Origin of the sequence: Cognatilysobacter segetis, assembly GCF_004359965.1 — a bacterium.
GTDB lineage: Bacteria > Pseudomonadota > Gammaproteobacteria > Xanthomonadales > Xanthomonadaceae > Cognatilysobacter > Cognatilysobacter segetis.
Genome location: NZ_SMRQ01000042.1, coordinates 1 through 23,987 on the forward strand (window position 1 = coordinate 1; position 23,987 = coordinate 23,987).

Annotated in this window: 21 protein-coding genes; 14 read left to right on the plus strand and 7 right to left on the minus strand. The window is 72.0% G+C overall.

Annotated elements, in window-relative coordinates:
* Positions 1 to 35: 35 nt before the first annotated feature.
* A complete protein-coding gene (locus tag E4F61_RS10230; RefSeq protein WP_133478486.1) occupies positions 36 to 692 on the plus strand; it encodes a glutathione S-transferase family protein in 657 nt (218 codons plus the stop codon).
* A 149-nt stretch (positions 693 to 841) separates the two neighbouring features.
* On the opposite strand, the gene E4F61_RS10235 is transcribed toward E4F61_RS10230, so the two are convergent.
* On the minus strand, positions 842 to 1,225 hold the full coding sequence (locus tag E4F61_RS10235) for a hypothetical protein (protein WP_133479565.1): 384 nt from the start codon (positions 1,223 to 1,225) through the stop codon (positions 842 to 844).
* A gap of 292 nt (positions 1,226 to 1,517) precedes the next feature.
* Here E4F61_RS10235 and E4F61_RS10240 point away from each other — a divergent pair, with 292 nt between their 5' ends.
* Positions 1,518 to 2,930 (plus strand): pyridoxal phosphate-dependent decarboxylase family protein, encoded by a 1,413-nt coding sequence (locus E4F61_RS10240; protein ID WP_133479566.1) that lies wholly within the window; start codon positions 1,518 to 1,520, stop codon positions 2,928 to 2,930.
* A gap of 103 nt (positions 2,931 to 3,033) precedes the next feature.
* Positions 3,034 to 3,912 (plus strand): acyltransferase, encoded by an 879-nt coding sequence (locus E4F61_RS10245; RefSeq protein ID WP_133479567.1) that lies wholly within the window; start codon positions 3,034 to 3,036, stop codon positions 3,910 to 3,912.
* A 12-nt stretch (positions 3,913 to 3,924) separates the two neighbouring features.
* Here the strand turns inward: E4F61_RS10245 and E4F61_RS10250 are convergent, their stop codons facing one another.
* From E4F61_RS10250 to E4F61_RS10260, 3 genes are read right to left on the minus strand one after another with little or no spacing between them, the layout of a single operon-like run.
* A complete protein-coding gene (locus E4F61_RS10250; protein WP_133479568.1) occupies positions 3,925 to 4,668 on the minus strand; it encodes an ABC transporter ATP-binding protein in 744 nt (247 codons plus the stop codon).
* Positions 4,661 to 5,863, minus strand: coding sequence for an ABC transporter permease (locus E4F61_RS10255; RefSeq protein ID WP_133479569.1), 1,203 nt, complete (start codon positions 5,861 to 5,863; stop codon positions 4,661 to 4,663). The genes E4F61_RS10250 and E4F61_RS10255 overlap by 8 nt, the downstream gene beginning before the upstream one ends.
* Before the next feature lie 3 nt (positions 5,864 to 5,866).
* Positions 5,867 to 7,108, minus strand: coding sequence for an efflux RND transporter periplasmic adaptor subunit (locus E4F61_RS10260; protein WP_202908983.1), 1,242 nt, complete (start codon positions 7,106 to 7,108; stop codon positions 5,867 to 5,869).
* Between the two features lie 123 nt (positions 7,109 to 7,231).
* Here E4F61_RS10260 and E4F61_RS10265 point away from each other — a divergent pair, with 123 nt between their 5' ends.
* From E4F61_RS10265 to E4F61_RS10295, 7 genes are all read left to right on the plus strand, one after another.
* Positions 7,232 to 7,717, plus strand: coding sequence for a VOC family protein (locus E4F61_RS10265; RefSeq protein ID WP_133479571.1), 486 nt, complete (start codon positions 7,232 to 7,234; stop codon positions 7,715 to 7,717).
* A 148-nt stretch (positions 7,718 to 7,865) separates the two neighbouring features.
* Complete coding sequence (locus E4F61_RS10270) at positions 7,866 to 8,348, plus strand: hypothetical protein (RefSeq protein ID WP_202908984.1); 483 nt, start codon at positions 7,866 to 7,868, stop codon at positions 8,346 to 8,348.
* A gap of 158 nt (positions 8,349 to 8,506) precedes the next feature.
* Positions 8,507 to 9,709, plus strand: a complete 1,203-nt coding sequence (locus E4F61_RS10275) for an MFS transporter (protein WP_133479572.1) — start codon at positions 8,507 to 8,509, stop codon at positions 9,707 to 9,709.
* 184 nt (positions 9,710 to 9,893) lie between these two features.
* Entirely contained in the window at positions 9,894 to 10,466 is a 573-nt protein-coding gene (locus E4F61_RS10280) for a hypothetical protein (RefSeq protein ID WP_133479573.1), read from the plus strand.
* An 80-nt stretch (positions 10,467 to 10,546) separates the two neighbouring features.
* Entirely contained in the window at positions 10,547 to 11,062 is a 516-nt protein-coding gene (locus tag E4F61_RS10285; RefSeq protein ID WP_133479574.1) for a helix-turn-helix transcriptional regulator, read from the plus strand.
* A complete protein-coding gene (locus tag E4F61_RS10290; protein ID WP_133479575.1) occupies positions 11,059 to 11,469 on the plus strand; it encodes a VOC family protein in 411 nt (136 codons plus the stop codon). The genes E4F61_RS10285 and E4F61_RS10290 overlap by 4 nt, the downstream gene beginning before the upstream one ends.
* A gap of 10 nt (positions 11,470 to 11,479) precedes the next feature.
* Positions 11,480 to 12,055: a YdeI/OmpD-associated family protein gene (locus E4F61_RS10295; protein ID WP_133479576.1), complete on the plus strand. Its 576-nt coding sequence runs from the start codon at positions 11,480 to 11,482 to the stop codon at positions 12,053 to 12,055.
* Here the strand turns inward: E4F61_RS10295 and E4F61_RS10300 are convergent.
* Complete coding sequence (locus tag E4F61_RS10300; RefSeq protein WP_133479577.1) at positions 12,052 to 13,698, minus strand: Na+/H+ antiporter; 1,647 nt, start codon at positions 13,696 to 13,698, stop codon at positions 12,052 to 12,054. The two genes, E4F61_RS10295 and E4F61_RS10300, sit on opposite strands and share 4 nt — an antisense overlap.
* A 100-nt stretch (positions 13,699 to 13,798) precedes the next feature.
* On the minus strand, positions 13,799 to 15,571 hold the full coding sequence (locus E4F61_RS10305) for a GGDEF domain-containing protein (protein WP_133479578.1): 1,773 nt from the start codon (positions 15,569 to 15,571) through the stop codon (positions 13,799 to 13,801).
* Between the two features lie 212 nt (positions 15,572 to 15,783).
* Here E4F61_RS10305 and E4F61_RS10310 point away from each other — a divergent pair, with 212 nt between their 5' ends.
* Complete coding sequence (locus E4F61_RS10310) at positions 15,784 to 17,853, plus strand: M13 family metallopeptidase (protein ID WP_133479579.1); 2,070 nt, start codon at positions 15,784 to 15,786, stop codon at positions 17,851 to 17,853.
* 216 nt (positions 17,854 to 18,069) lie between these two features.
* On the plus strand, positions 18,070 to 19,200 hold the full coding sequence (locus tag E4F61_RS10315; RefSeq protein ID WP_238382887.1) for a glycoside hydrolase family 18 protein: 1,131 nt from the start codon (positions 18,070 to 18,072) through the stop codon (positions 19,198 to 19,200).
* Positions 19,201 to 19,374: 174 nt separating this feature from the next.
* Here the strand turns inward: E4F61_RS10315 and E4F61_RS10320 are convergent, their stop codons facing one another.
* Positions 19,375 to 20,049: a GNAT family N-acetyltransferase gene (locus E4F61_RS10320; RefSeq protein ID WP_133479581.1), complete on the minus strand. Its 675-nt coding sequence runs from the start codon at positions 20,047 to 20,049 to the stop codon at positions 19,375 to 19,377.
* Between the two features lie 134 nt (positions 20,050 to 20,183).
* Between E4F61_RS10320 and E4F61_RS10325 the strand changes: the two genes are divergently transcribed.
* Both E4F61_RS10325 and E4F61_RS10330 read left to right on the plus strand, forming a co-directional pair.
* Positions 20,184 to 21,227, plus strand: coding sequence for an alpha/beta fold hydrolase (locus E4F61_RS10325; RefSeq protein WP_133479582.1), 1,044 nt, complete (start codon positions 20,184 to 20,186; stop codon positions 21,225 to 21,227).
* 140 nt (positions 21,228 to 21,367) lie between these two features.
* Positions 21,368 to 23,977 (plus strand): EAL domain-containing protein, encoded by a 2,610-nt coding sequence (locus tag E4F61_RS10330; protein ID WP_162301469.1) that lies wholly within the window; start codon positions 21,368 to 21,370, stop codon positions 23,975 to 23,977.
* The last annotated feature ends 10 nt before the right edge of the window (positions 23,978 to 23,987 follow it).

The window sequence follows — 23,987 nt, forward strand, 5'->3', positions numbered from 1 at the left end:
CCTATAACGTCCGCACCCGACAACCGGACGCGCCGATGGCCCTCGTCTTCTACGGACACCCGTTCTCCTCGTACACGCAGAAGGTATTGATCGCGCTCTACGAGAACGACCTTCCGTTCGAGTACCGCGAACTGCAGCCCGGCAACGCCGCCATCGACGCCCAGTGGAACGCGTTGTGGCCGTTGAAGAAGATGCCCGTGCTGGTCGACGACGAGCGGACCGTGGTGGAAACCAGCATCATCATCGAGCACCTGCACCAGGCCCATCCGGGTCCCGTGCCGATGCTGCCCGACGACCCGGTCGAGGCGCTCGACGTGCGCTTCATGGACCGCTTCTTCGACCATTACGTGATGACCCCGATGCAGGCGCCGGTGGCCGAGGCGCTGCGCACCGACGGTCGCACCGAAGTGGCGCTGCGCGAGTCAGCGGCGCGGCTCGACATCGCATATGCCTGGCTCGAGCAGCGCCTGCAGGGCCGGACCTGGGCGGCCGGCGAGCGCTTCAGCCTCGCGGACTGCGCGGCCGCGCCGTCGCTCTTCTATGCCGATTGGGTGCATCCGATCGGCGCGGCGTTCCCCACGCTGCGCGCGTATCGCGAGCGCCTGCTGGCGCGGCCCTCGTTCGCGCGTGCGGTCGAAGAGGCGCGTCCCTATCGCGCGTGGTTCCCGTTGGGTGCCCCGGACCGCGACTGACGCGAGGCCCGGCGCAGCGGCTCGCCGCGTCCCCGCGCCCTCGAAGCAGCCCCGCGGCGCCCCGCACCCGCATCCTACGAACCAAAAAGAAGCCCGCGACGGATCGCGGGCTCCGGAACCGCCGCGGCCTCGCGGCCGACGGCCTGCGCTCAGCGCAGCAGGAAGACGTCGGTGACGGTGCCGGTCTTGGCGAGCACCACGCCGTTGATCTGGTCGAGCGTCACGCCGAGCGCGTTGAGATCGACGTTGAGGCCGTTGAGCAGGTTGACGTCGCCCACCGTCACGGTCGGGTTGTTGCGGCTGAGGATCGGGCTGTTGTTGAGCACGTTCTTCACCGCCTGCAGGTTGTTCAGGGTGTCGACCACGCGCACGTCGACGACGTCGTTGGCCGCGACCTGCGCGACCGCCGCCACCAGGCCGGAGGCGCCACCGCCCTGTCCCTGCGTGACGGGCTTCGCCGCGATCGCCGGCAGGGCGAGGGTGGCGGTCAGCGCGAAGCCGGCGGCGAGGGCGATGAGCTTGTTGTTCTTCATGGCATGTACTCCGTTGGGGATGGCCCCGCCGCGTTGGCGACGGGGTGTGCGGACAGTGGGCGCCGCGGCATGAACTTGCTCTAAGGCAAATGTTCGCTGCGCGCGACAGCGGCCGCACGGCATCACGCGCGGCGAACGAACGCAGTGTCGGGCGTGAATAGGCGATGTACCCGGCGCTCGATCGAAGGCGACGCGGCCCGCCGGTCGTGCGGACGTGCGGGCCGGGGCGGCGCGGCTGCGTCGTCGCATAATCGCCGCGCGCCCGTTGCGGGCGCCCGTGCATGGAGACCGTATGGACATCCGCGATTTCGGTCCGCTGCTGTCGCGCGCGCATGCGCATGCGGAGGCCTACCTCGACGCACTGCCGTCCCGGTTCGTGGGAGCACAGGCGGGCCGCGACGAGATGATGGCCGCCTTCGGCGGCGCGCTGCCGCGCCACGGCGAAGCGGCGGACGGCGTGATCGATCGACTGGCCGCCAACGCCGCGCGCGGCACGCAGGCCTGCGCGGCGCCGCGCTACTTCGGCTTCGTCATCGGCGGCGCGCTGCCGGTCGCACTGGCCGCCGACTGGCTGGTTTCCACCTGGGACCAGAACGCCGGCATCCACGTGATCTCGCCGCTCGCGGCCGCGTTGGAGGAGATCGCCGCGCAGTGGCTGCTGGAGCTCTTCGACCTGCCGCGCGACAGCGGGGTGGGGTTCGTCACCGGCTGCCAGATGGCGCATTTCACCTGCCTCGCGGCCGCACGGCATGGCGTGCTGCGGCAGGCCGGCTGGGACGTGGAGGCCGACGGGCTGCACGGCGCGCCGCGGATCCATGTGGTGGCGTCCGCCGAGGCGCACGTCACCGTGGACGTGGCGCTGCGTTACCTCGGGTTCGGCACGCGCGCCCTCGTGCACGTCGACGCCGACGACCAGGGACGCATGCGTGCCGACCGCCTGCGCGACGTCGTGGCCGGCCTCGACGGTCCGGTGATCGTCTGCGCGCAGGCGGGCAACGTGAACACCGGCGCATTCGATCCGCTGCGCGAAATCGCCGGGGTGGCGCGCCAGCGCGGCGCGTGGCTGCATGTCGACGGCGCGTTCGGGCTGTGGGCGCGCGCCGGCACCGACACCCGCGGGGTCGCGGACGGCATCGAGCTGGCCGATTCGTGGGCCACCGATGCGCACAAGTGGCTCAACGTGCCCTACGACAGCGGCGTGGCGATCGTGCGCGACGCGGCCGTGCACCGCGCCGCGATGACCGTGTCGGCCGCCTATCTGGTACAGACCCGCGGCGCCGAGCGCGACGCGGTCGACTGGGTGCCGGAGTTCTCGCGCCGCGCGCGTGGCATCCCGGTGTACGCGGCGCTGCGGGCACTGGGCCGCGATGGCGTGGCGGCGATGGTGGAGCGCTGCTGCGCGCACGCGAGGCGCTTCGCGCGTGCGCTGGCCGACGCGCCGGGCGTGCGCGTGCTCAACGACGTGGTGCTGAACCAGGTGCTGGTGCGATTCGGCGACGACGATGCGATGACGCGAGCCGTCGTGGCCGGCGTGCAGGCCGACGGCACCTGCTGGGCCAGCGGTACGACGTGGCACGGGCTGGCGGCGATGCGCATCTCGGTGTCCAACTGGGCCACGACCGAGGCGGACGTGGACCTCAGCGTCGACGCGATGCTGCGCGTGCATCGACGGCTGGCGAAAGGCGTCGCGCCGCAGGGCGCATAAGTCGCGCGGCGGCACGCTGATCGGCGCGAGAGTGTTCCGGCCGTCGCGGCAGCACCGACCGTCGTGCCGGCACAATAGGCGCCCCAATCCCGCCCGCGACCCCATGGCCTACCTGCGCCTGTCCCTGTTCTTCCTGCTGATCGCGCTGAGCACGGTGGCCCACGTGGTGCCGCTGCTGGTCGTGTCGCTGGTGAAGGCGGTGCTGCCTGTCGACCGCGTGCGCCGGGCGAGCGATCCGTTGCTCACGGGCATCGCGGAAAGCTGGATCGCGGTGAACGGCCGGCTGCTCGATTCTTTCACCCGCACGCGCATCGCCCTGCAGATGGACGCGACGCTTCATCGCGACGGGCATTACCTGATGCTCGCCAACCACCAGAGCTGGGTGGACATCATCGTGATGCAGAAGGTGTTCAACCGCCGCATCCCGTTGATGCGCTTCTTCCTCAAGCGCCAGCTGTTCTGGGTGCCGCTGCTGGGGCTGGCGTGGTGGGCGCTGGACTTCCCGTTCATGGGCCGCTACACGCCCCGGCAGATCAAGCAGCGGCCGGAGCTCGCCGGGCGGGACATCGAGGCCACGCGCCGCGCCTGCGAGAAGTTCCGCGCGATCCCCGTGACCATCGTGAACTTCGTCGAGGGCACGCGGTTCACGCCCGACAAGCACGCCAAGCAGGGCGTCGATTACCGGCACCTGCTCAAGCCGAAGTCCGGCGGCGTGGCCTTCGTGCTCGACGCGATGGGCGAGGGGCTGCACGCGATCCTCGACGTCACCCTCGCGTATCCGGCAGGGCGACCGTCGCTGGTCGACCTGTTGGCTGGCCGCGTGCCCGAGGTCCGCATGCACGTGCGGGAGCTGGCGATTCCCGACGAATTGCTGGCCGGCGACTACCAGAACGATCGCGCGTTCCGCGTCCGCTTCCAGCAGTGGATGAACGCGCTGTGGCGCGAGAAGGACGCGGACGTGGAACGCCTGCTGGCGGACTGAGACGCGTCGGCGTCACCGCGGCTGGGCTGCCGGGTCGGGGCCGTCCGCCGCGGCAAAAGCACGCACGTCGTCGGCGACGCGCCCGTCCACCAGCGAAATGGTGCGGTCGCAGGTCTCGGCCAGGCGGGGATCGTGGGTCACCACCAGCACCGCGCAGCCGTACTGCGCGTTGAAGCGGCGCAGCAGCTCGAACACGTCGGCGGCCGTCTTCGTGTCGAGATTGCCGGTGGGCTCGTCGGCGAGCAGCAGGGCGGGCCGCGTCATCAGCGCGCGGGCGATCGCGACGCGCTGCTGCTGGCCGCCCGAAAGTTCATCGGGCTTGCGGTCCGCGAAGCGCTCGAGGCCCACGTCGGATAGCAGGCTGCGCGCGGTGTCGAGCGTGTCGCGATCCGGTCGACCCCGCGCGACCATCACCGGCATCATCACGTTCTCCAACGCCGTGAACGCGCCGATGAGGTGGTGGAACTGGAACACGAAGCCGATGTGTCGCCCGCGTGCGGCCGTGCGCGCCTCGTCGTCCATGCGGCGCGTGGGTTCGCCGAGCAGGAACAGTTCGCCGGCGGTGGGCGAATCGAGCAGGCCGATCTGGTTGAGCAACGTGCTCTTGCCCGAGCCCGACGGGCCGACCAGCGCGGCGAAGTCGGCACTGTCCAGCCGCAGGTCGATGCCGTGCAGCACCTCGACCTCGTTCGGCCTGCCGACGTTGTACGACTTACGCACGCCCTCGAGCCGCAGCACCTCGCGTCGCTCAGGCATGGCGGATCGCCTCCACCGGGTCGAGCCGCGACGCGCGCGAGGCGGGCACCGAGGCCGCGATCACGCCCGCGACCGTCGCCAGCGCCATCGCCGCCGGCACCAGCACCGGCGGCATCGGGATGTAGAAAAGACCAGGCCCGAAGGTGTTGAAGGCGCCGACGAGGCCCCAGCCCGCGAGCGCGCCGATCAGCGAGCCGGCCAGGCCCAGCACGGCGCCCTGCACGAGGAACACCTGCAGCATCTGCCGACGCCGCGTGCCCATCGCGCGCAGGATGCCGATCTCGCGCGTGCGTTGCGCAACGCTCACCGCCAGCACGCTCGCGATGCCGAGCGCGACCGACATCGCGACGAAGAAGCTGATCATCCGCGTCGACATGTTCTGCGAGGTGAGCGCGTTCATCAGCTGGGCGTTGGTTTCCATCCAGCTCTCGGCCTTCAGGCCGGTCAGCCCCCGGATGCGCGCGGCGGTGCGGTCGGCGTGGAAGAGCTCGTCGACCGTCACGTCGATCACGGTGACGCCGCCGGGCAGCGCCAGCAGCGACTGCGCCTGTTTCAGGTCGAGGTAGACGTAGCGTGCGTCCAGTTCGCGCACGCCCAGCTCGAAGATGCCGGCCACGTTGACGACGGCCTCGCGCCCGCCGCCCGCATCCAGTCGCAGCTTGCCGCCGGTCCGCAGGCCGAGGTCGTCGGCGAGCTGGCGACCGACGAGCGCATTGCCGGAGCCGACCTCCAGGCGGCCGTCCACCATGTTCTCGTCGAGCGGAATGACGCGCAGGTAGCGCGGCAGGTCGACGCCCACGAGCGCGACCGATTCCACGGCGTCGCCACGCCGTCCGAACGCGGGGCCCGACACGACCGGCGAAACCGCGGCGATGCCGGGCAGCCGGTCCAGCACGTCGCGCACCTCCGGCCAGTTGTCGATGGGACCCAGTGCCTGCGCGCGACGGTCCTCGAGCACGAGTTGCAGCGTGCCGGGTGGCGGCGCTGCGATGCGGTTGGATTCGTCCGGCGCCTCCACGCGGATGTGCGCCTGCGTGCCGAGCGTGCGCTCGACGATGTTCGATTGCAGCCCGGTGATGAGCGCGGTGACGAACACGATGACGGACACGCCGACCGCGATGCCGAACAGGATCAGCAGCGACTGCGCACGCCCCTGGCGCAGGAACCGCATCGCGATGGTGGCCTCGATCCACATCGCTCAGTCGAACTTCACCGGCAGCTCGCGGCGCGTGGCCGAGCCGGAGGCGGGAGGCGGCTGGCGATCGACGCGCACGCGATCGCCGTCGCGTGGCCACGCCGTCGCATCGAGCGCGCCGGCCGCGACGACGGTGTCGCCCGCGTGCAGGCCGTCGCGCACCTCGCTGGCGGCGAGGCCGCGCAGGCCGAGCGTCACCGGCACGCGGTACACGCGGCCGCCGCGCACGGCGAGCACCGTCGCCCGATCGGCGCCGTCCTGCGCGCCGATCAGCGCATCGTTCGGCACGACGAGCGCCCGTTGGCGCGCGCCGGTGAGGATCGTCGCCGTCACCGTCATGTCCTGGCGCACGAAGGTCGCGCGCGGATCGATGCGCAGGCGGACGTCGACCGTGCCGCGCGAAGGATCGATGCCCGGCGCGATGTGGTGGACGGTCGCCGCGAACGGACGGCCGGGGAATGCGTCGGCGATGCACGTGGCGGCTTGTCCGACGCGCAGTCGCGAAAGGTTCTTCTCGTCGAGCGGCAGCAGGATCTCGCCGGGCGCGTCGCGCGCGATCTCCATCAGCGCGTCGCCGGGACGCACCGTGTCGCCGGGCTCGACGTCGCGCGTGAGCACGGTGCCGGCGACGGTGGCGCGGATCACCGCGCGTGCGAGTTCGGCCTCGGCCGCATCGAGCTGCCCGCGCGCCTGCGCCTCGCGCGGTCCGCCGTCCAGCGCGGCAAGGGCCACGCCCGCCTGGTCGGCAGCCGCGCGTGCGGCGACCACGGCCTGCCGCGCCAGTTCCACGTCCTCGCGCGAGACGAGCTGGCGTGCGCCGAGCGCGCGGCGTCGTGCGTAGTCGCGCTCGGCCTGCGCGAGCCTTGCACGCGCTTCGCGCAGCCGTGCCTCGGCATCGGGACGGTCCGCCTGCCGCAGCGTGGCCAGCGCCGCGCGCGCCTGGTCGCGGCGGGCTTCGAGGTCGCGGGCGCGCAGAACCACGAGGACGTCGCCCGGCACCACGCGGTCGCCATCGGTGACGCGCCGCTCGAGCACGAGTGCCGTGATCTCGGCCCCGACCTGCACGCGCGACGGGGCCGCGATGCGGCCGGTCGCGACGACGTTCTGCACCAGCGGGCCCACGGCGACCGCGTACCCCGGCAGCGCTCTCCCGCGAAGGCGCATCGCGCCCCAGCTCGCGAGCAGCAGCACCGCGACGATCGCGGCGACGAGCCACCAGGTCCGGCGCGGGTTCCGTGCGGTCATCGAGTCCATCCGGCGGGCAACACGCCAATCTTCTCACCGACCGGACCGCCGCGGCCGCCACGCGGTCGCGACCGTCCGCTGCGATCGCGCTAGGGTGGCTGCCTGTCCCCGGGAGTGAGCACGATGGTCGCGAAGATCCAGCCCTGCCTCTGGTTCGATGGCAATGCGGAAGAAGCCGCGCGGTTCTATGCCGAGACGTTTCCCGACACCCGCATCGATGCCGTGCACACCGCGCCGGGCGACTACCCGGCCGGCAAGGCCGGCGACGTGCTCACCGTGGAAGCGACGATCCTCGGGATGCCGTTCCTGTTCCTCAACGGCGGGCCGGCGTTCAAGTTCGACGAGGCGGTGAGCTTCCAGGTCGCCACCGACGACCAGGCCGAAACCGATCGCTACTGGAACGCCATCGTCGGCAACGGCGGCGAGGAGAGCGCCTGCGGCTGGTGTCGCGATCGGTTCGGGCTGTCCTGGCAGATCACGCCGCGCCGGCTCACGGCGCTGATCGGGCAGGGCGGCGAGGCCGCGGCGCGCGCCTTCGAGGCCATGATGACCATGCGCAAGATCGACATCGCCGCGCTCGACCGGGCGGTGAAGGGGATCGCGCGCTGACGCATGCGGGGTGGCGACGCGGCGCGCGACGTCCCGGCGTCGCTGAACTGCGCAACCGGCGCGCCACCGGCGCCGGCTGTTCGCACCCCGTCCACGGTGCGCGGCGAATGCTGCTGCCCGCGCCGCACCCGGCGGCCGAGGAGATTCGATGGACAGCAAGGTCGAGAACCTGCAGCAGCAGCTCCTGCAACACGGCAACGCGCCCGTGCCGCACGAGCAGCGCGACGAATTCGAGCGCATCGCGCAGTCGGCGCCGCCGCAGGCGTTGAGCGAGGGGCTGCAGGAGGCGTTCGATTCGGACCGCACGCCGCCGTTCGCGCAGATGGTCGGCCAGCTGTTCGGACATGCGGACGACCGCCAGAAGAGCGGCATCCTCGGCACGCTGCTCGGCGGACTTGGCGGCGCGGCACAGCCGGCGCTGCGACAGGCGGGCGTCGATCCGGAGACCCCGCACGCGGCGCAGGTCTCGCCGACGCAGGTCGAGCAGATCGCACAGCAGGCGCAGCAGGCCGATCCCGGCATCGTCGGCCAGATGAGCCGCTTCTATGCCGAGCATCCGGTGCTGGTGAAGTCGCTCGGCGGCATGGCGCTGGCGATGGTGCTGGGGCGCATGCACGGCCCGCGTCGCTGAATGCACGATGCCGCGCTTCGCGCGCGGCATCTCCTGCGTGTCGAATACGGTCGGCCGACGGCACGCAGCGGTGCGAACGGCCTGCATCCGCCGTCGTCGCCGTCGCCGACAATGCGTTGCATGACGGTCGCATCGTGCGGCCCGTCCGGACCTCCCCCATGACCCGTCCCCACGCCTGGCGCGGCCGCCGGCTCGCGCTGGCCGCGCTCGTGCTCGCGGCCCTGAACCTGCGCACCGCGGTCACGTCGCTGACGCCGCTGCTGGCGATGGTCGGCGCATCGCTGCATTTCGGCACGACCGTGGCGGCGGTGCTGGGCACGCTCGCGCCGGCGTCGTTCGCGCTGTTCGCCGTGCTGACGCCCTGGATCGACGCGCGCCTCGGGCTCGAACGCACGACGCTGCTCGCCATGCTGCTGGCGGGGCTCGGCCTGCTCGTGCGCGCGTTCGTCGGCGGGCCGCTCGGACTCGTCGCCGCCTCGTTCCTCGCGCTGGCGGGCATGGGCATCGGCAACGTGGTGCTGCCGCCGCTGGTCAAGCGCTATTTCGCGGATCGCATCGGCAGCGTGAGCGCGCTCTACATCACGTCGCTTCAGCTCGGCACCATGCTGCCGGCCTTCGTCGCGGTGCCGATGGCGCAGGCGTTCGGCTGGCGCGTCGCTTTGGGCGCGTGGGCACTGCCGGCGCTGCTCGCGGCGATTCCGCTGCTGCCGCTCCTGCGTCGCGCGCGCGACGGACGCCGCGATGCGCTGCATGTCGCACCGCCCGACGGCGCACGCGTGGCGCGCTCGCCCGTCGCGTGGGCGCTGGGCACGCTGATGGGCATGACGTCGCTCGTGACGTACGCGATGTTCACGTGGATCCCGCGCTGGTTCGTCGACGCCGGCGCGTCGCCCGCGCGCGGCGGTGCGCTGCTGGGCGTCTATTCCGGCGTGGGGCTGGTATCGACGTTCGTGGTGCCGATGCTCGCCGCGCGCATGCGCCAGCCGGCGTGGCTGGTCGCGATCGCCGTGCTGCTGCACGCCGTCGGTTACGCGGGCCTGCTCGCCGCACCGCTTGCGTTCGCCGATCTCTGGGCCGCGCTGCTCGGCCTCGCGGGCGCGACCTTTCCGCTCGCGCTCACGCTGATCAACCTGCGCACGCGCACGCCGGCGGGATCGGCGCGGCTGTCGGGTTTCGTGCAGTCGATGGGCTACACGCTCGCCTGCGCCGGCCCGCTCGTGGTCGGCGCATTGCGCGATGCGTCGGGCGGATGGCGGACGCCGGTCGCGTTCCTCGCGGCCTGCATCGCGGTCATGGCGGTCGGCGGCTGGCACGCCTGTCGTCCGCGCGCGCTCGAGGACGATTGGGTGCGCAGCCGCTGAGCCGCACGGCCGCGCGTTGCAGCGCCGCTTGCACCGCGCGCACGGCTGCCATTCGTCGTCATCGACGTTCGCGTGCCGACGGGAGGTCGTGCCGAGCGCGCCGTGCCGCGGGCGCGGGTCGATAGTGAGGCCGCGGCCCGCCCGCGGGGCGCGGCCGCTTGCCTGCATGAGCAAGGAGAACGCCATGAACCGATCGCATCGACTTGCCGGCCTCGGGCTCGCGGCGGCCATCGTCGCCACGGCCGCCAACGCCGCGCCTCCGGCCAAGGTCAAGGCCCGCACCGGCGAAGCCGCGCTGATACGCAGTGCGATGTCCGCCGCGCCGCGCAAGGTGGCCGACACCGCGACCATCGTGGTCGCGAACAAGGACGGCAGCATGCGCACGCTGCGCAAGGGCACCGGTGCCTTCACCTGCATGCCCGACAACCCGACCACGCCGGGCCCCGATCCGATGTGCATGGATGCGGCCGCGATGGAATGGGCGCATGCGTGGATGACGCACGGCATCCCGAAAACCGGGCGCGTCGGGCTGATGTACATGCTCGAGGGCGGCACCGACGCGAGCAACACCGATCCGTACGCGACCGCGCCGTCGTCGTCCAACCACTGGGTGAAGACGGGGCCGCACGTCATGATCGTCGGCGCGGATCCCGCGTTCTACGCGACGTATCCGCGCGATGCCTCGCCGGACACCTCGGTGCCCTACGTGATGTGGCCGGACACGCCGTACCAGCACCTCATGGTGCCGGTGAAATAGGCGTCCGCGACGGCGGACGCGGGGATGCGGTCCGCGCCTGAATCCGCGACCATCGAGGTTTCCCGTCGCCCGAACGCGCCTTGACCGGAACGCCCGCCGACACCGAACGCCCGCGCCGCCCCGCCGATCCCGAGCTGCTGCGTCGCCTGCTGCGCGCGAAGGACCGCATCGACGCCGCCTCGCACGAGGACTGGCCCGTGCGCCGCCTCGCCGCCGTGAGCCACGTCTCGACGGCGCACTTCGCGCGCGCCTTCCGCGATGCGTTCGGCCTGCCGCCGCACCGGTACCTGCTGACGCGGCGCATCGAGCGCGCGACCGCACTGCTGCGCGACAGCGACCTGCCCATCATCGACATCGCTTTCGGGACCGGCTGGAAGAGCTTGGGCACGTTCGGCCGCACGTTCCGCGACGTCACCGGCGAGAGCCCGGGCGAATGGCGCACGCGCGAGCAGGCCATGCCGCGCGCGCCGGCGCCCGTGCCCGGCTGCTACCTCAGTGCCGCCCGGCGGCCCGGCCTCACGACCGCAGTTTCGGAGAAGCGCCGGCGGGACGCCGCGTCGACACTGGATGTCCCCAACGCGGAGGAACAGGCATGACCCAGGGTGTGGCAGTCGTCGGAATCTACGTTCGCGACCAGGACGAGGCGCTCGCTTTCTACGCAGGCAAGCTCGGTTTCACCGTGCACACCGATGCGCGCAATGGCGATTACCGCTGGCTGACGGTGCAGCATCCCGCGCAACCGTCGTTCCAGCTCGGCCTGTTCCTGCCGCAGCCGCCGACGGTGGACGCGGCTACCGCGCAGGCGCTGCGCGAGGCCGTGGCCAAGGGTGCGATGCCGCCGCTGGTGCTGGTCGTCGACGACTGCCGCGCGACGTACGAGCGCCTTCGCGACGCCGGCGTCGAGTTCACGCAGGCGCCGGTGGAGCGCTACGGCACGGTCGATGCCGGCTTCCGCGACCCCTCCGGCAACGGCTGGAAGCTCATCCAGTCGCGTGCGGGCTGAGGACGGCACGATGGCCGGTAACGCGATCCGCTTCGACGCGACGCTGCTGCGCCCCGCGTCGCCGAAGAACGCGGCGTGGTCGTTCGTGGTGCTGCCCGCGGCCGCCAGCGCGAAGCTGCCCACGCGTGCGATGACCCCCGTCGACGGCACGTTGGCCGGGCACGCCTTCCGCGCGACGCTCGAGCCCGACGGGCAGGGCAGCCACTGGCTGAAGGTGAGCCGCGCACTGCGCGAGGCCGCGGGCGCGCGCGTGGGCGACGTCGTGCGGCTGGTGCTCGTGCCCGCCGCGGTGACGCCCGAGCCGCGCGTGCCGCCCGACCTGCGCAAGGCACTGGCCGACGCACCGCAGGCGCGCGCGCAATGGTCCACGCTGACGCCCGCGGCGCGTCGCGACTGGATCCAGTGGCTGGAGTCGGCGAAGCAGGCATCAACGCGCGAGCGACGCGTCGCCAGCAGCTGCGACATGCTCGCCGCCGGCAAGCGCCGCGTCTGCTGCTTCGACCGGTCCGGCATCTACAGCAAGGCGATCGCGGCACCGGATGCGGCGGAACCGACGCCGCGACCGGCGCGCAAGCGGGCGCGCTAGCGCGCAGCCTTCAGCCCGGCTTCCATCAGGTCGATCTGGTGCACGAGTTTCTGGTGCACCTCGTCGTCGATGACCTGCGCGCGGCGCAGGCGGTACAGCGTGTCGCGCTCGGCATCGAGCGCGACGAGCCGCAGGCGACGCTCCGCCTCGGCCACGCGCTGCACGTCCTCCGCGGGTTCGCCGCTCAGGTCGCCGTAGTCGATGTGGCGCTGGTAGACGTCGCGCACTGTTACCGCGGCCTCGGCGCGCGCCGCCTCGGCCTGCACGTCGAGAAGCGGTTCGGCGAGCACGCGATCGAGGCGACGCAGTGCACTTTCCGCCGCGGCCATGCGCGCATGCGCCTCGGTATCGCGCCGTCCCGGCTCGGGCAACTGCGCCTCGAGGCCGCGCGTCAGCAGCGGCAGGCCGATGCTCGCGATGAGCAGCGACAGGAGGATCACGCCCATCGCGATGAACACGGCCACGTCGCGGGCGGGGAAGGGCGAGCCGTCGGGCAACGCGAGGGGCAGCGTCAGGATGCCGGCGAGGGTGATCGCACCGCGCACGCCGGCCGTCGCGATCACCGCGAGCAGGCGCGTGCGCGGTGCTTCCACGGGCTCGCCGCGGATCGCGGCGCGGAACATCGTCAGGCGGATCGAGATCCAGACCCACGCGAAGCGCAGCGCGCCCAGCATCAGCGTGATCACCACCACGTAGCCGACGAGGTGGGTCACGTCGTTGCCCGTGCCGCTGGCCGACGCCGCCTCGGGAAGCCGCCGGACCATGGCCGGCAGCTGCTCGCCGAGCAGCACGAAGATGATGCCGTTGAGCGCGGTCTGCACGGTGTTCCAGACCGCCGTGCGCTGCATGCGCGTGGCCGCGAGCGGTCGCCCGCTGAGCTCGCCGTAGTGCATGGCGATGCCCGCCACGGCCGCGGCGAGGATGCCCGACACGTGCACGTGCTCGGCCGCCAGGTACGCCGCGAACGGCACCAGCAGGCTGACCAGGATCTGCGTACCCGGCTCCTCGCCGGTGCGGCGCACCAGCCAGCGGTTGAGCCGGCCGATCAGCGCCGCCACGGCCACGCCGGCGAGCGCACCGCCGCCCGCCACCTTGAGGAAGCTCAGCGACGCCACCGTCGGCGAGAACGCGCCGGTCATCGCCGCGCCAACGGCGAAGGTGAAGCAGACGAGGCCCGTCGCATCGTTGAGCAGCGACTCGCCCTCGAGGATGTGCATGACGCGCGGCGGCAACGGCGCATTCGCGGTCATCGCGCCCACGGCGACGGGATCGGTGGGCGACAGGATCGCCGCGAGCGCGAACGCCACGGCGAGCGGCATCGCCGGCACCAGCCATTCGATGAACCAGCCCATGCCGAGCACGGTGAAGAACACCAGCCCGATCGCGAGCGCGAGGATCGGCTTCCAGTCGCGGAAGAACGCGCCCTTGGGAATGCGCCAGCCGTCGAGGAACAGCAGCGGCGGAATGAACAGCAGGAGGAACAGGTGCGGATCGAACTCGACGTCGAACCCCGCGGCCGACAGCAGCGCGCCCGCGGCGATCTGCAACAGCGGCAGCGGCACCTTGAAGGGCAGCAACCGCGCAACGAAGGCCGTGACCACCACCGACAGCAGGAACACCAGCACGATGGTGACGACGGGCATCGATTTCTCCGCGGACGCGAACGGCAGGCCGCGGATTATCGCAGGCGCGGGCGAGGCGGCCGGCGTGGGTCGCGTCGTCCGGCGGCGAATGCGCCATGCGTCAGTCCGCGATCGTGTACGTTGCGTCGCGATCCCCGCCGGTCATGGCCACTTCGACGCGGTTCCGTCCGAGCGCCTTGGCGCGGTACATCGCCGTGTCGGCGGCGCGCATCAGCCCGTCGTACTCGTAGCCGCTGTATTCGGAACTGCTGACGCCGATGCTCGCGGTGACGTGGCCACCGTCGGGATGCCGGTAGCCCACCGATTCCGGGATGGCCTGCTGCAGCCGTATCGCCACCGCGCGCGCATCCTCCAGCGTCGCACCCGGCAGGCAGAGCCCGTATTCCTCGCCGCCGAGGCGGCCGAACATGTCGGCGGCCCCCGCATGCGCACGCCCTAGCCGCGCGATCGCCACGAGCACGCGGTCGCCGGCCTCGTGGCCGGCGCGGTCGTTGATTGATTTGAAGTGATCGAGATCGAGCAGCAGCAGGCTTACCGGCTCGCGGCGCCCGCGGCACGCATCGAGCCTGGCCTGCACGCGGGCGGTGAAGTGGCGCCGGTTGCTGATGCCGGTCAGCGGGTCGCGTTCGCTCAGGTGGCGGAGGCGGCGCTGCACGCGCAGCAGGCGCCAGCTCCAGTAGGTCAGGAGCGATACGACGACCGCCAGCGTGCCGACGACCGTGAACAGCAACGTCCGGCGCTGCGCCGCCACGCGCTGCTCGAGCTGGAGGACGCGGTTCTGCTGGCGCAGGCCTTCGGCGAGCTGCTGTTGGCGCAGCAGCTGGATCTGGCCATCCTGGTAGGCGCGCTCGCGGGCCTGCAGGTCCGTCAGCTCGGCGCGCTCGCCGGCGGCCAGCGCCTCCAGATGTCGCAGCGCTTCGCCGGCATTGCCGCGTCGCTTGGCCGCTTCGTACAGCACGCGGCGCGCGTCGAGCAGCGGCATCCAGTGCGAATCGACCTGGGCTGACCGCAGAGCGATGTTCGCCGACACTTCCGCGGCGTCGAGGTCGCCGAGCTGCAGTCGCGCCTCGGCGATCAGGCTGTGGAACTCGGCCGTCAGCCGCGTATAGCCCGACGCCTCGGCGCTGGCCAGGTTGCGTTGCAGCAGGTCGGCGGCGTCCGCGTGGCGGCCGCGGTCCATGAGGAAGCGCGCCTGCGACGTCTGCAGCAGGTGCACGGCGATCTGCTCGCCCGCGCGCCGGCAGGTCGTCATCGGCGCCAGCAGGTCCCGCGCCTCGTCGACGGGCCGGTGCAGGTGCACGCGGGCGCGCGCGAGGTTCTCGGCGGCGAGGCAGCGCGAGCGGTCGGAATGCGCCGTGTCGAGCATGCGGCTCGCGTAGGTCTCGGCCAGCTCGTGCTGCTCGAACTGGTTGTAGAGCGTCGCGGCGACGCCGAGGCCGATCGCACGCGTTTCCGGATCGCTGACGCGGTCCTCCATCGCCGCGGCGCGCGCGAGATAGGCGGCGCCCGTCGCGTAGTCGCGCGTCACCGCCGACAGGTTCGCGACGAGCAGCGTGGCGCGGTAGCGCAGGTCGGGAACGCGGGAGGTCGCGGACAGCCGACGGGCCGCGTCGATCGCGCGGTCCAAGCGGCCGGCGCGCCACTCGCCGTAGGCGCCCAGCAGCGAGAGGAGGTCGCGCTCCTCGTCGTTGGCGGTGTGCTGGAGCGCGCGCGCCTGCGCCATCAGCGCGCTGAATCGCTGCGGGTCGCCGGTGCGGGCGGCGTCCGCCCGCGCCAGACGATCGCCCAGCGCGGTGGCCGACGACGGCATTGCGATCGCCAGCAACGCGATCATCGACAGGGCCCGCAGGCGCTGCTGGAAACCCCTCGGCATATCGTCCTGACCGCCCGTTCAGTGCGCAGATCGTATCGGCCCGCGGGCCCCGAAGTTGAGGCCGGGCAAGGGTTTCGGACATCCGGACCGGGGCGGGGCGCTCCCGCGGCCGCCCGCCGGGCCATGGGCGGCGGCGCCTCCGTGACTTCCAGCGCTTGGCGCAGGCGGCCGTGGACGACACAGTGCGCGGTCCCCCGCTGCCGGAGTGCCCGATGGGCCGTCTCGCCTCTTCCCTGCGTAGTGCCCTGGTCGTAGCGGGGCTGGTGGTCTCGACCGGGGCCGGGGCGGCCGCGAACGCGCCCGGCGACGCGCCCGACGCTGCCGCCGTCGACTTCCTGGCCGCGCATCTCGACCGATCGGTCGACCCGGGCGTCGACTTCTTCCAGTACGCCAACGGCGGCTGGCTGAAGTCCCATCCGATCCCCCGCTCGGAGTCGAGCTGGGGCATCGGCAACGAGGTCGACGACGAGCTGTACGCGCGGCTGCGCACGATCAGCGAGGCGGCGGCGAAGAGCGGCGCCGCGCCCGGCAGCGATTCGCAGAAGATCGGCGACTTCTGGGCCACCGCGGTGGACGAGGCGAAGGCCGACGCGCTGGACCTGCGCCCGCTGCGCGCGGAACTCGCCCGCATCGACGGGATCCGCGACCGCGCCGGCGTGCTCGACGCCGCGTTCGCGCTGCGGCCGCTCGGCGTGGGCACGTTCTTCCAGGTCGGCGTCTGGCAGGACAGCAAGGACAGCGGGACGATGGCGGTGCAGCTGCACCAGGGCGGCCTCGGCCTGCCGGAGCGCGACTTCTACTTCAATCCCGAGGCGGGCGTGGCGAAGCTGCGCACCGCGTACGTCGCGCACATCGCGCGCAGCTTCGAATTGCTGGGCCGCTCGCCCGCCGCGGCAAAGGCCGGCGCGGCGAAGGTGATGGCCTTCGAGACCGCGCTGGCCCAGGCATCGCGCAAGCTGGCCGACCTTCGCGATCCGGAGAAGAACTACAACCGGATGTCGCCCGCGGCGCTGACCGCCAAGTACACGCCGTCGATCGACTGGACCGCGCGCCTCGCCGCGTGGAAGCTCGCGCCGTCGTATGTCGTGGTCGGCCAGCCCGAGTTCTTCGCCGCCCAGGACCGCCTGCTGCGCGAGACGCCGGTGGCCGTGCTGCAGGACTACCTGCGCTACCACCTCGTCGACACCTATTCGCCGTACCTCTCTGCGCGCTTCGATGCCGAGCACTTCGACTTCCACGGCCGCGCGATGTCCGGCCAGCAGGAACAGCGCCCGCGCTGGAAGCGCGTGCTGGACGAGGAGAACGACGCGATGGGCATGGTGCTCGGCCGCATCTTCGTGGCGGAGTATTTCCCCAAGGCGTCGAAGGACCGCTACGCCTCGATGGTCGAGGCGATCCGCGACACGTTCCGCGCGCGCATCGAGCGACTGGACTGGATGGGTGCCGACACCAAGGCCAAGGCATTGGCCAAGCTCGCGTCGGTGACGCCGAAGGTGGGTTATCCCGATCGCTGGAAGGATTTCTCGACGCTGTCGATCGGCCGCGATTCCTACGCCGCGAACGTGATGAGCGCGCAGCGCTGGCAATTCCAGGACACGCTGTCCAAGTTCGGCAAGCCCGTCGACCGCACCGAATGGGACATGACGCCGCAGACGTACAACGCGTACTACAACCCGTCCAACAACGAGATCGTGCTGCCGGCGGCGATCTTCATGGTGCCCGGGGTCCCTGACGCGCAGGTGGACGACGCCGTGGCCTACGGCTACGTCGCCGCCAGCACGATAGGCCATGAGATCACGCACGGCTTCGACGACGAGGGCCGCCAGTTCGACGCCAGGGGCAACCTGTCGGGCTGGTGGACCGCGCAGGACGCCGATCGCTTCAATGCCGCGGCGAAGAGAATGGTCGAGCAGTTCGATGCGTACGAGCCGCTGCCGGGGCTGCACATCAACGGCAAGGCCAGCCTCGGCGAGAACATCGCCGATTACGGCGGCGTGCTGCTGGGCCTCGAGGCGTTCAAGAAGACGGCGCAGTACAGGGCCGGGCGCAGCATCGGCGGCCTGACGCCCACGCAGCGCTATTTCCTCGGCTACGCGCTGGGCTGGATGAGCCAGCAGCGCGAGGAACGCCTGCGCCAGCGGCTGCTGTCGGACGTGCACGCGCCGGCGAAGTGGCGCGTGCTCGGCCCGATGTCGAACATCCCGGAGTTCTACGAGGCCTTCGGCGTGAAGCCCGGCCAGCCGATGTGGCGTGCGCCGGCGGACCGCGTGCGCATCTGGTAACGCGCGCCGAACCGCGCGGCGGGGCAGCAGCGGGGCAGCCGCTTCGGACCGCCATCCGTCGGACGGGCGCGCCCGAGGCCCGTTCGTCGGCGCCGCCTTAACGCGGCCGCTTCTATCAGGGACCGCACGCCGCAGCCGCGTGCGCGAAGAGGAGCGTCCGTCATGCCCCGGGTGTTGTCGTTGCTGGCGTCCGTCGTGCTCCCTGTCGCGGTGACAGTGGCCGCCCTCGGATGCAGCCGCGAAGCGACGGCGACGCCCGTGATCGGCGCCTACTACCCGGGCTACGCCGCGCCGCGGTATCCGGTGACGCGCATCCCCGCGGATCGCCTCACCCACGTCTTCTACGCCTTCGCTCGGATCCACGACGGCCAGTGCGCCACGGATCCGACCGCCGACCTGCACTTCTACGAACTCGCGCAGCTCAAGCGCCAGTATCCGCACCTGCGCGCGCTGATCTCGATCGGCGGCTGGGAAGCCGGCGGGTTCTCCGATGCCGCGCTCACGCAGGCCAGCCGCGAGCGCTTCGTCGCGTCCTGCCTGGCGATGTTCTTCGACCACCCGCAGAACACCTTCGACGGCGTCGACCTCGACTGGGAATACCCGGTGTCCGGTGGCCCGCCCGGCATCACCGCGCGGCCGGAGGACCGGCGCAACATGACGCTGCTGGCGCAGGAATTCCGGCGCCGGCTCGATGCACTCGGCAAGGCGCGCGGGCGGCCGCTGCTGCTCACGGCGGCGCTCCCGGCGGGGCGCCTGCAGTTCGGCGGTGCCTACGACCCCGCCAACAGCTTCGAGCTGAAGGCACTGGCGCGCACGCTCGACTTCATCAACCTGATGACCTACGACATGGGCACCGGCGTGCTGCGCGTCAGCGGGCTCAACGCGCCGCTGCGCGAGGATCCCGCCGCTCCCCTGGCGCCGCCGTTGCGTCGCGCGAACACGGTCGAAGGCGCGATCGACGATTACCTGCGCCGCGGCGTGCCCGCCGACAAGCTGGTGCTCGGCGTGCCGTTCTACGGACGGGGCGCACGCGTCGCGAGCGATGCGGGCAACGGGCTGCACCAGCCGACGGTCGCGCCGTACGAGGCCGGCGACTGGCGCACCATCCGCTCGACCCTGCTGACCGATCCCAACTGGCGGCGCTACTGGCACCCGGATGCGCAGTCGCCGTGGCTGTTCGAGCCCAAGGAGAAGCTGTTCGTCTCGTACGAGGATCCACGGTCGATCGGCATCCGCGCGAAGCTCGCGAAAGCGCGCGGGCTGCGGGGCGTCTTCATGTGGGAAGTGACCGGCGACGACGACCAGCACAGCCTGTTGCGTGCGATGACGCAGCCCTTCGGCCGCTGACATCCGCCGACGCACTCGTGCGCCCGCGGCTACATGTGATCGGACACGCGCAACCGCGGCCGTGGCCGCAGCGGCGTTTTCAGGCGCACTGCAGGCGCCGGGCGCCGCGACCTGTACGCCGACAGGCAGCGTGGGGCTGGACGGGCGTCGACGCCGACGCCGACCGCTCGACGATTACCGACGCGCGATCACCGATGCATGGACGTGCGTGCGCAAGGCGAAGCCGAGCGATTCGTACAGCGCGATCGCGGGCCGGTTGTCCGCCCAGGCATGCAGGAACGGCTGTTCTCCACGGGCCTGGATGCGAGCGCCGACCACCGCCGACAGGCGACGCGCGAGGCCGCGACCGCGGAAATCGGGATGCGTGCACACGCCGCTGATTTCGGTGTAGCCCGGAAACCGCATGCGCTCGCCTGCCATCGCGGCGAGGCGGCCTCCGATGCGCACGCCGACGAACGCTCCCATGGTGTGCGTGCGTGCGAGGAACGGTCCGGGGCGGGTGAGTTGCGCGAGCGCCAGCATGTCGGCGGCGTCCGCATCGCCGAGCGGCTGCACGTCGCCGCCGCTGTCGTCCGCGAGCGTCCGCTCCGCCAGCATCTGCACCCCGCGGCCCGGGTGTGTCTCGATGCACACCGGCGGCAGGCGCACGGGCGGCATCTGCAGCACGTACGCCGTCTGGCCCGGCGCGAGCAAGGCGCCGAGCGCGTCGAGCGACGCGGCCTCGTCGTCGCGCGTGGACGCGAACAGGTTGACGTCGTCGGGATACCGCCGCGCCCGCGCGTCGCCGAGGGCGATCGATGCATGGAACGTGGTCAGGCTCGCCCAGACGGGACGGTCGAGGTCGTGCATCGCGGGCTCCGTCGCGGTAGGCCTGCATTTTCGCCCGTGGACGGCGCGCTGCGTGCAGCGTGCATGACCACCGGCAGTCCCGTGCACCGACACCGATCGCGGACACTGCGCGCCCGTCCGTCCCAAGACCGCCAATGCGCCGACGCGTCCCCGGTTCCGCGCTTCTCCTCCCGGCGCTGTTGCTCCTTGCGGGCACCGTGGCATGCGCCGCCGCGGCGACACTGCCCACTGGGGCCGAAGCAGCCGTCGACGACGTCCGCCACGACCTCGTCGCCGACGGCGTCCGGCTCGCGTACTGGACGTCGCGACCAATCGCGCCCAGCGACGTGCCGGTGGTCTACCTGCACGGCGGCCCCGGCTACAACGGCTACAGCTTCCGCATGACCGCCGGCCGCCGGCTCGCCGCGCACGTGCCCATGGTCTATCTCGACGAGCGCGGCTCCGGCGCCAGTGAGCGTCCCTGGAACGGCGACTACGCGATGCCGCGGATGGTGGCGGACGTCGAAGCGCTGCGCCGTGCGCTCCGCGTGGAGCGCATGGTCGTGATGGGCCACAGCTTCGGCGGGGCGTTGGCGGCCGATTACGCCGCCGCGCATCCGGAGCACGTCGCGCGCCTGATCCTGGTGGACGCCGCCGTCGACGTGCCGGAAGCGATGGCGTCCTGGGTCGGCACGCTGGCCGTTCGCTACCCGGCGATCCACGCGCGCCTGATGGCGGGCGCGGAAGGCGCGGCGTTGCGCGAGGCCGCGCAGGCGGGCGATCGCTGCCGGCTGTCGCGTGCGCGGATGGCGTTCGTCGGCGCGGCTCAGCAACAGATGGCCGACAGCCAGGCCTTCCACGACGGCCAGCAGTTCCACCGCGTGGAGGCGCTCGCCGAGCAGCGCCGCCTCGACGCGGCGAGCGGCCTGCGCAACACCGGCGAGATCGGCGCGTACGTGTTCGGCGACGCGAGCGATTTCCCGTGCTACCGCGTCGCGGCGCCGGAACGGTTGTCGATGCCGACGCTCGTCGTCGTCGGTCGCCACGACCGCGCGGTCGGCGTGGCGCCGCAGCAGGCGCTCGCCGCCCGCCTGCCGGATGCCCGGCTGGTCGTGTTCGAGGAGAGCGCGCATTTCCCGTACGCCGAGGAGACCGATCGCTTCGTCGACACCGTCGTCGACTTCCTCGGCGCGCGGTGACGGCCGCGCCCGGCGGCCCGTAGGGCGACCGCCCGCGACCGTGCATCGGCACGTTCGACCCTCCAGGCCCCGTCGTCGGGGCCGCGCGCAGCCGTAAACGCGGCTCCGCTATGCTCGGGCCAAGTCCATGGAGTTGGCCGATGCGGGCTCGGACGTTCCTCATCGCGGTCGCACTGGCGTTGCTCGCGGCGCTGGCGGCGCTCCCCGGCTGTCGCGGCGGGGCGCAGGGCCGCGAGCCGCGCGTGCTGCGCGTCGGCCTGTACGAGAACCCGCCGAAGATCTACACGGACGATCGCGGCCGGCCCGCCGGGCTGTTCGTCGAGATACTCGACGCGGTCGCGCGCAAGGAGGGCTGGCAGCTCCGCTACGAACGCTGCGTCTGGAGCGAATGCCTGCGCCGACTCGATTCCGGCGAGCTCGACCTGATGCCGGACGTCGCGTATTCGCCCGACCGCGCCGAGCGATTCGACTTCCCGTCGATCCCGGTGACGTACTCGTGGTCGCAGGTGTTCCGCAGGCCCGACGTTCCCGTGCAGTCCCTGACCGACCTCGCCAACCGCCGCGTAGCGCTGCTGCGCGGCAGCGTGCAGGGGCAGGGGCTCGATACGCTGCTCGACGGGCTCGGCGTGCCGTGGCAGCCGGTGGAGTCGGACACGTATCCGGAGGTGTTCGAGAGCGTGCGCGACGGCAAGGCCGACGTCGCGGTCGCCAACACCTTCTTCGGGCGACGCGCCGCCCGCGGCTACGGCATGGTCGAGTCGCCGATCGTGTTCCAGCCGGTCTCGCTGTACGTCGCCGCCCGCAAGGGGCGGCATGCGCAGGAACTCGCGCGCATCGACCACTGGATCGCGCGCTGGCACGACGATCCCGGCTCGGTGTATTTCCGCGCGATGAGCCGTGCGCTGGCGCCCGTGCCGTCCACCGTGGCGCCGCACTGGCTGTTGCCCGCGCTCGCGGCGGCCGGGATGCTGATCGTCGCGCTGGCGATCTTCAGCGGGCTGCTGCGCTGGCGGATCCGCGCGGCGACTGCCGAGGCCGATGCCGCGCGCACGCGGCTCGAATACGTGCTCGATGCGAGCCCGGTGACGCTGTTCCTCGCGCACCAGCACGGCGAGCGGCTCGTCGCCGACTGGGTCAGTTCGAACACCGATCGCCTCTACGGTTTCAGCGCCGAGGACATGAAGCGCCCCGGCTGGTGGGCCAGTCGCGTGCATCCCGAGGACCTGCCGACGCTGGAGCCCGCCTCGAACCACCTCCGCACGCACGACACGCTGACGCGCGACTACCGCCTCATCGACGGGCGCGGCGCCGTGCGCCACATCCACGAGGTGCTGCAGGCCGTGCCGACCGCGCCGGGCGAGCCCGTGCGCGCGCTGGTGACATGGACCGATGTCTCCGACGCGAAGGCGCACGCGGAGCAGCTCGCCTTCATCGCGCACCACGACCCGCTGACCGGGCTGCCGAACCGCCGCCTGCTGCAGCTCTACCTCGGCGACGCGGTCGTCGCGGGCGCCGACCTCGCGGTGCTGGTAGTCGACCTCGATCGCCTGCGCGCGATCAACGAGACGCTCGGCCCGGCGCTCGGCGACCAGGCGCTGCGCGCGGCGGCGCAGCGCCTGCAGGGCATGCTGCCGTCGACCAGCTTCCTCGCGCGCCTCGGTGGCGACGAGTTCGCGGTCGTGCTGCGCGATGGCGGGCATGCCGAGGACGAGGCCGTGGCGCTTGCGCAGGACGTGCTCGTCGCGCTCTCGCGGCCGTTGCTCGCGCCGCTGCATCCGCTCGTCATTACCGCCAGCGTGGGCATCGCGCTGTTCCCGCGCGACGGCGGCGATGCGGAAACGCTGCTCAAGCACGCCGAACTTGCCCTCTACGAAGCCAAGCGCCAGGGGCCGGGACGCCGCCAGGTGTTCGATGCCGCGCTCGCCACCGGCGCCGAGCAGCGACTGACGCTCGAGACGGGCCTGCGCCGCGCGCTCGCCGAGCGCGAGCTGCGGCTGCATTACCAGCCGCAGCTGGACCTGCGCGACGGCAGCGTGTCGGGCGTCGAGGCGCTGGTTCGCTGGCAGCACCCGGAATGGGGGCTCGTCCCGCCGATGAAGTTCATTCCGGTGGCGGAGGAGACCGGCCTGATCGACGACATCGGGCTCTGGGTGCTGGTCGAGGCCTGCCGCCAGCTGCGCGCCTGGGACGCCGTCGGCCTGCACGTGCCGAGCATCGCGGTGAACTGCTCGGTCAAGCAGCTCGATGCCGACCGGCTTCCCGTGCAGGTGGCCGCCGTGCTCGCCGCGACCGGCGTCGCGCCGCACCGGCTCGAGCTGGAGATCACCGAGTCGATGCTGATGCGCGACCCCGAAACCGCGATCTCGGTGCTGCAGGCGCTGAAGGCGCAGGGCGTGCGGCTGTCGATCGACGACTTCGGCACCGGCCACTCGAGCCTTGTGTACCTCAAGCGCCTCCCGGTCGACCTGCTGAAGATCGATCGCGCATTCGTCAGCGGCATCGGCAACGATCCGAACGACGAGGAAATCTGTCGCACCGTGATCTCGCTGGCGCGCAACCTCGGCCTGCAGACGCTGGCCGAAGGCGTGGAGCGCACGTCGGAGGCCGCGTTCCTGCGCGCCGAAGGCTGCGACCTCGCGCAGGGCTTCCTGTACACCGCGCCACTGGCTGCGCCGGACCTCGAAGCCTGGCTCGCCGGGCGCGGGTCGCCGGTGGCCGCTGCGCACCCCGACGGCACGGGCGACGCGTGAACCTCCGCGA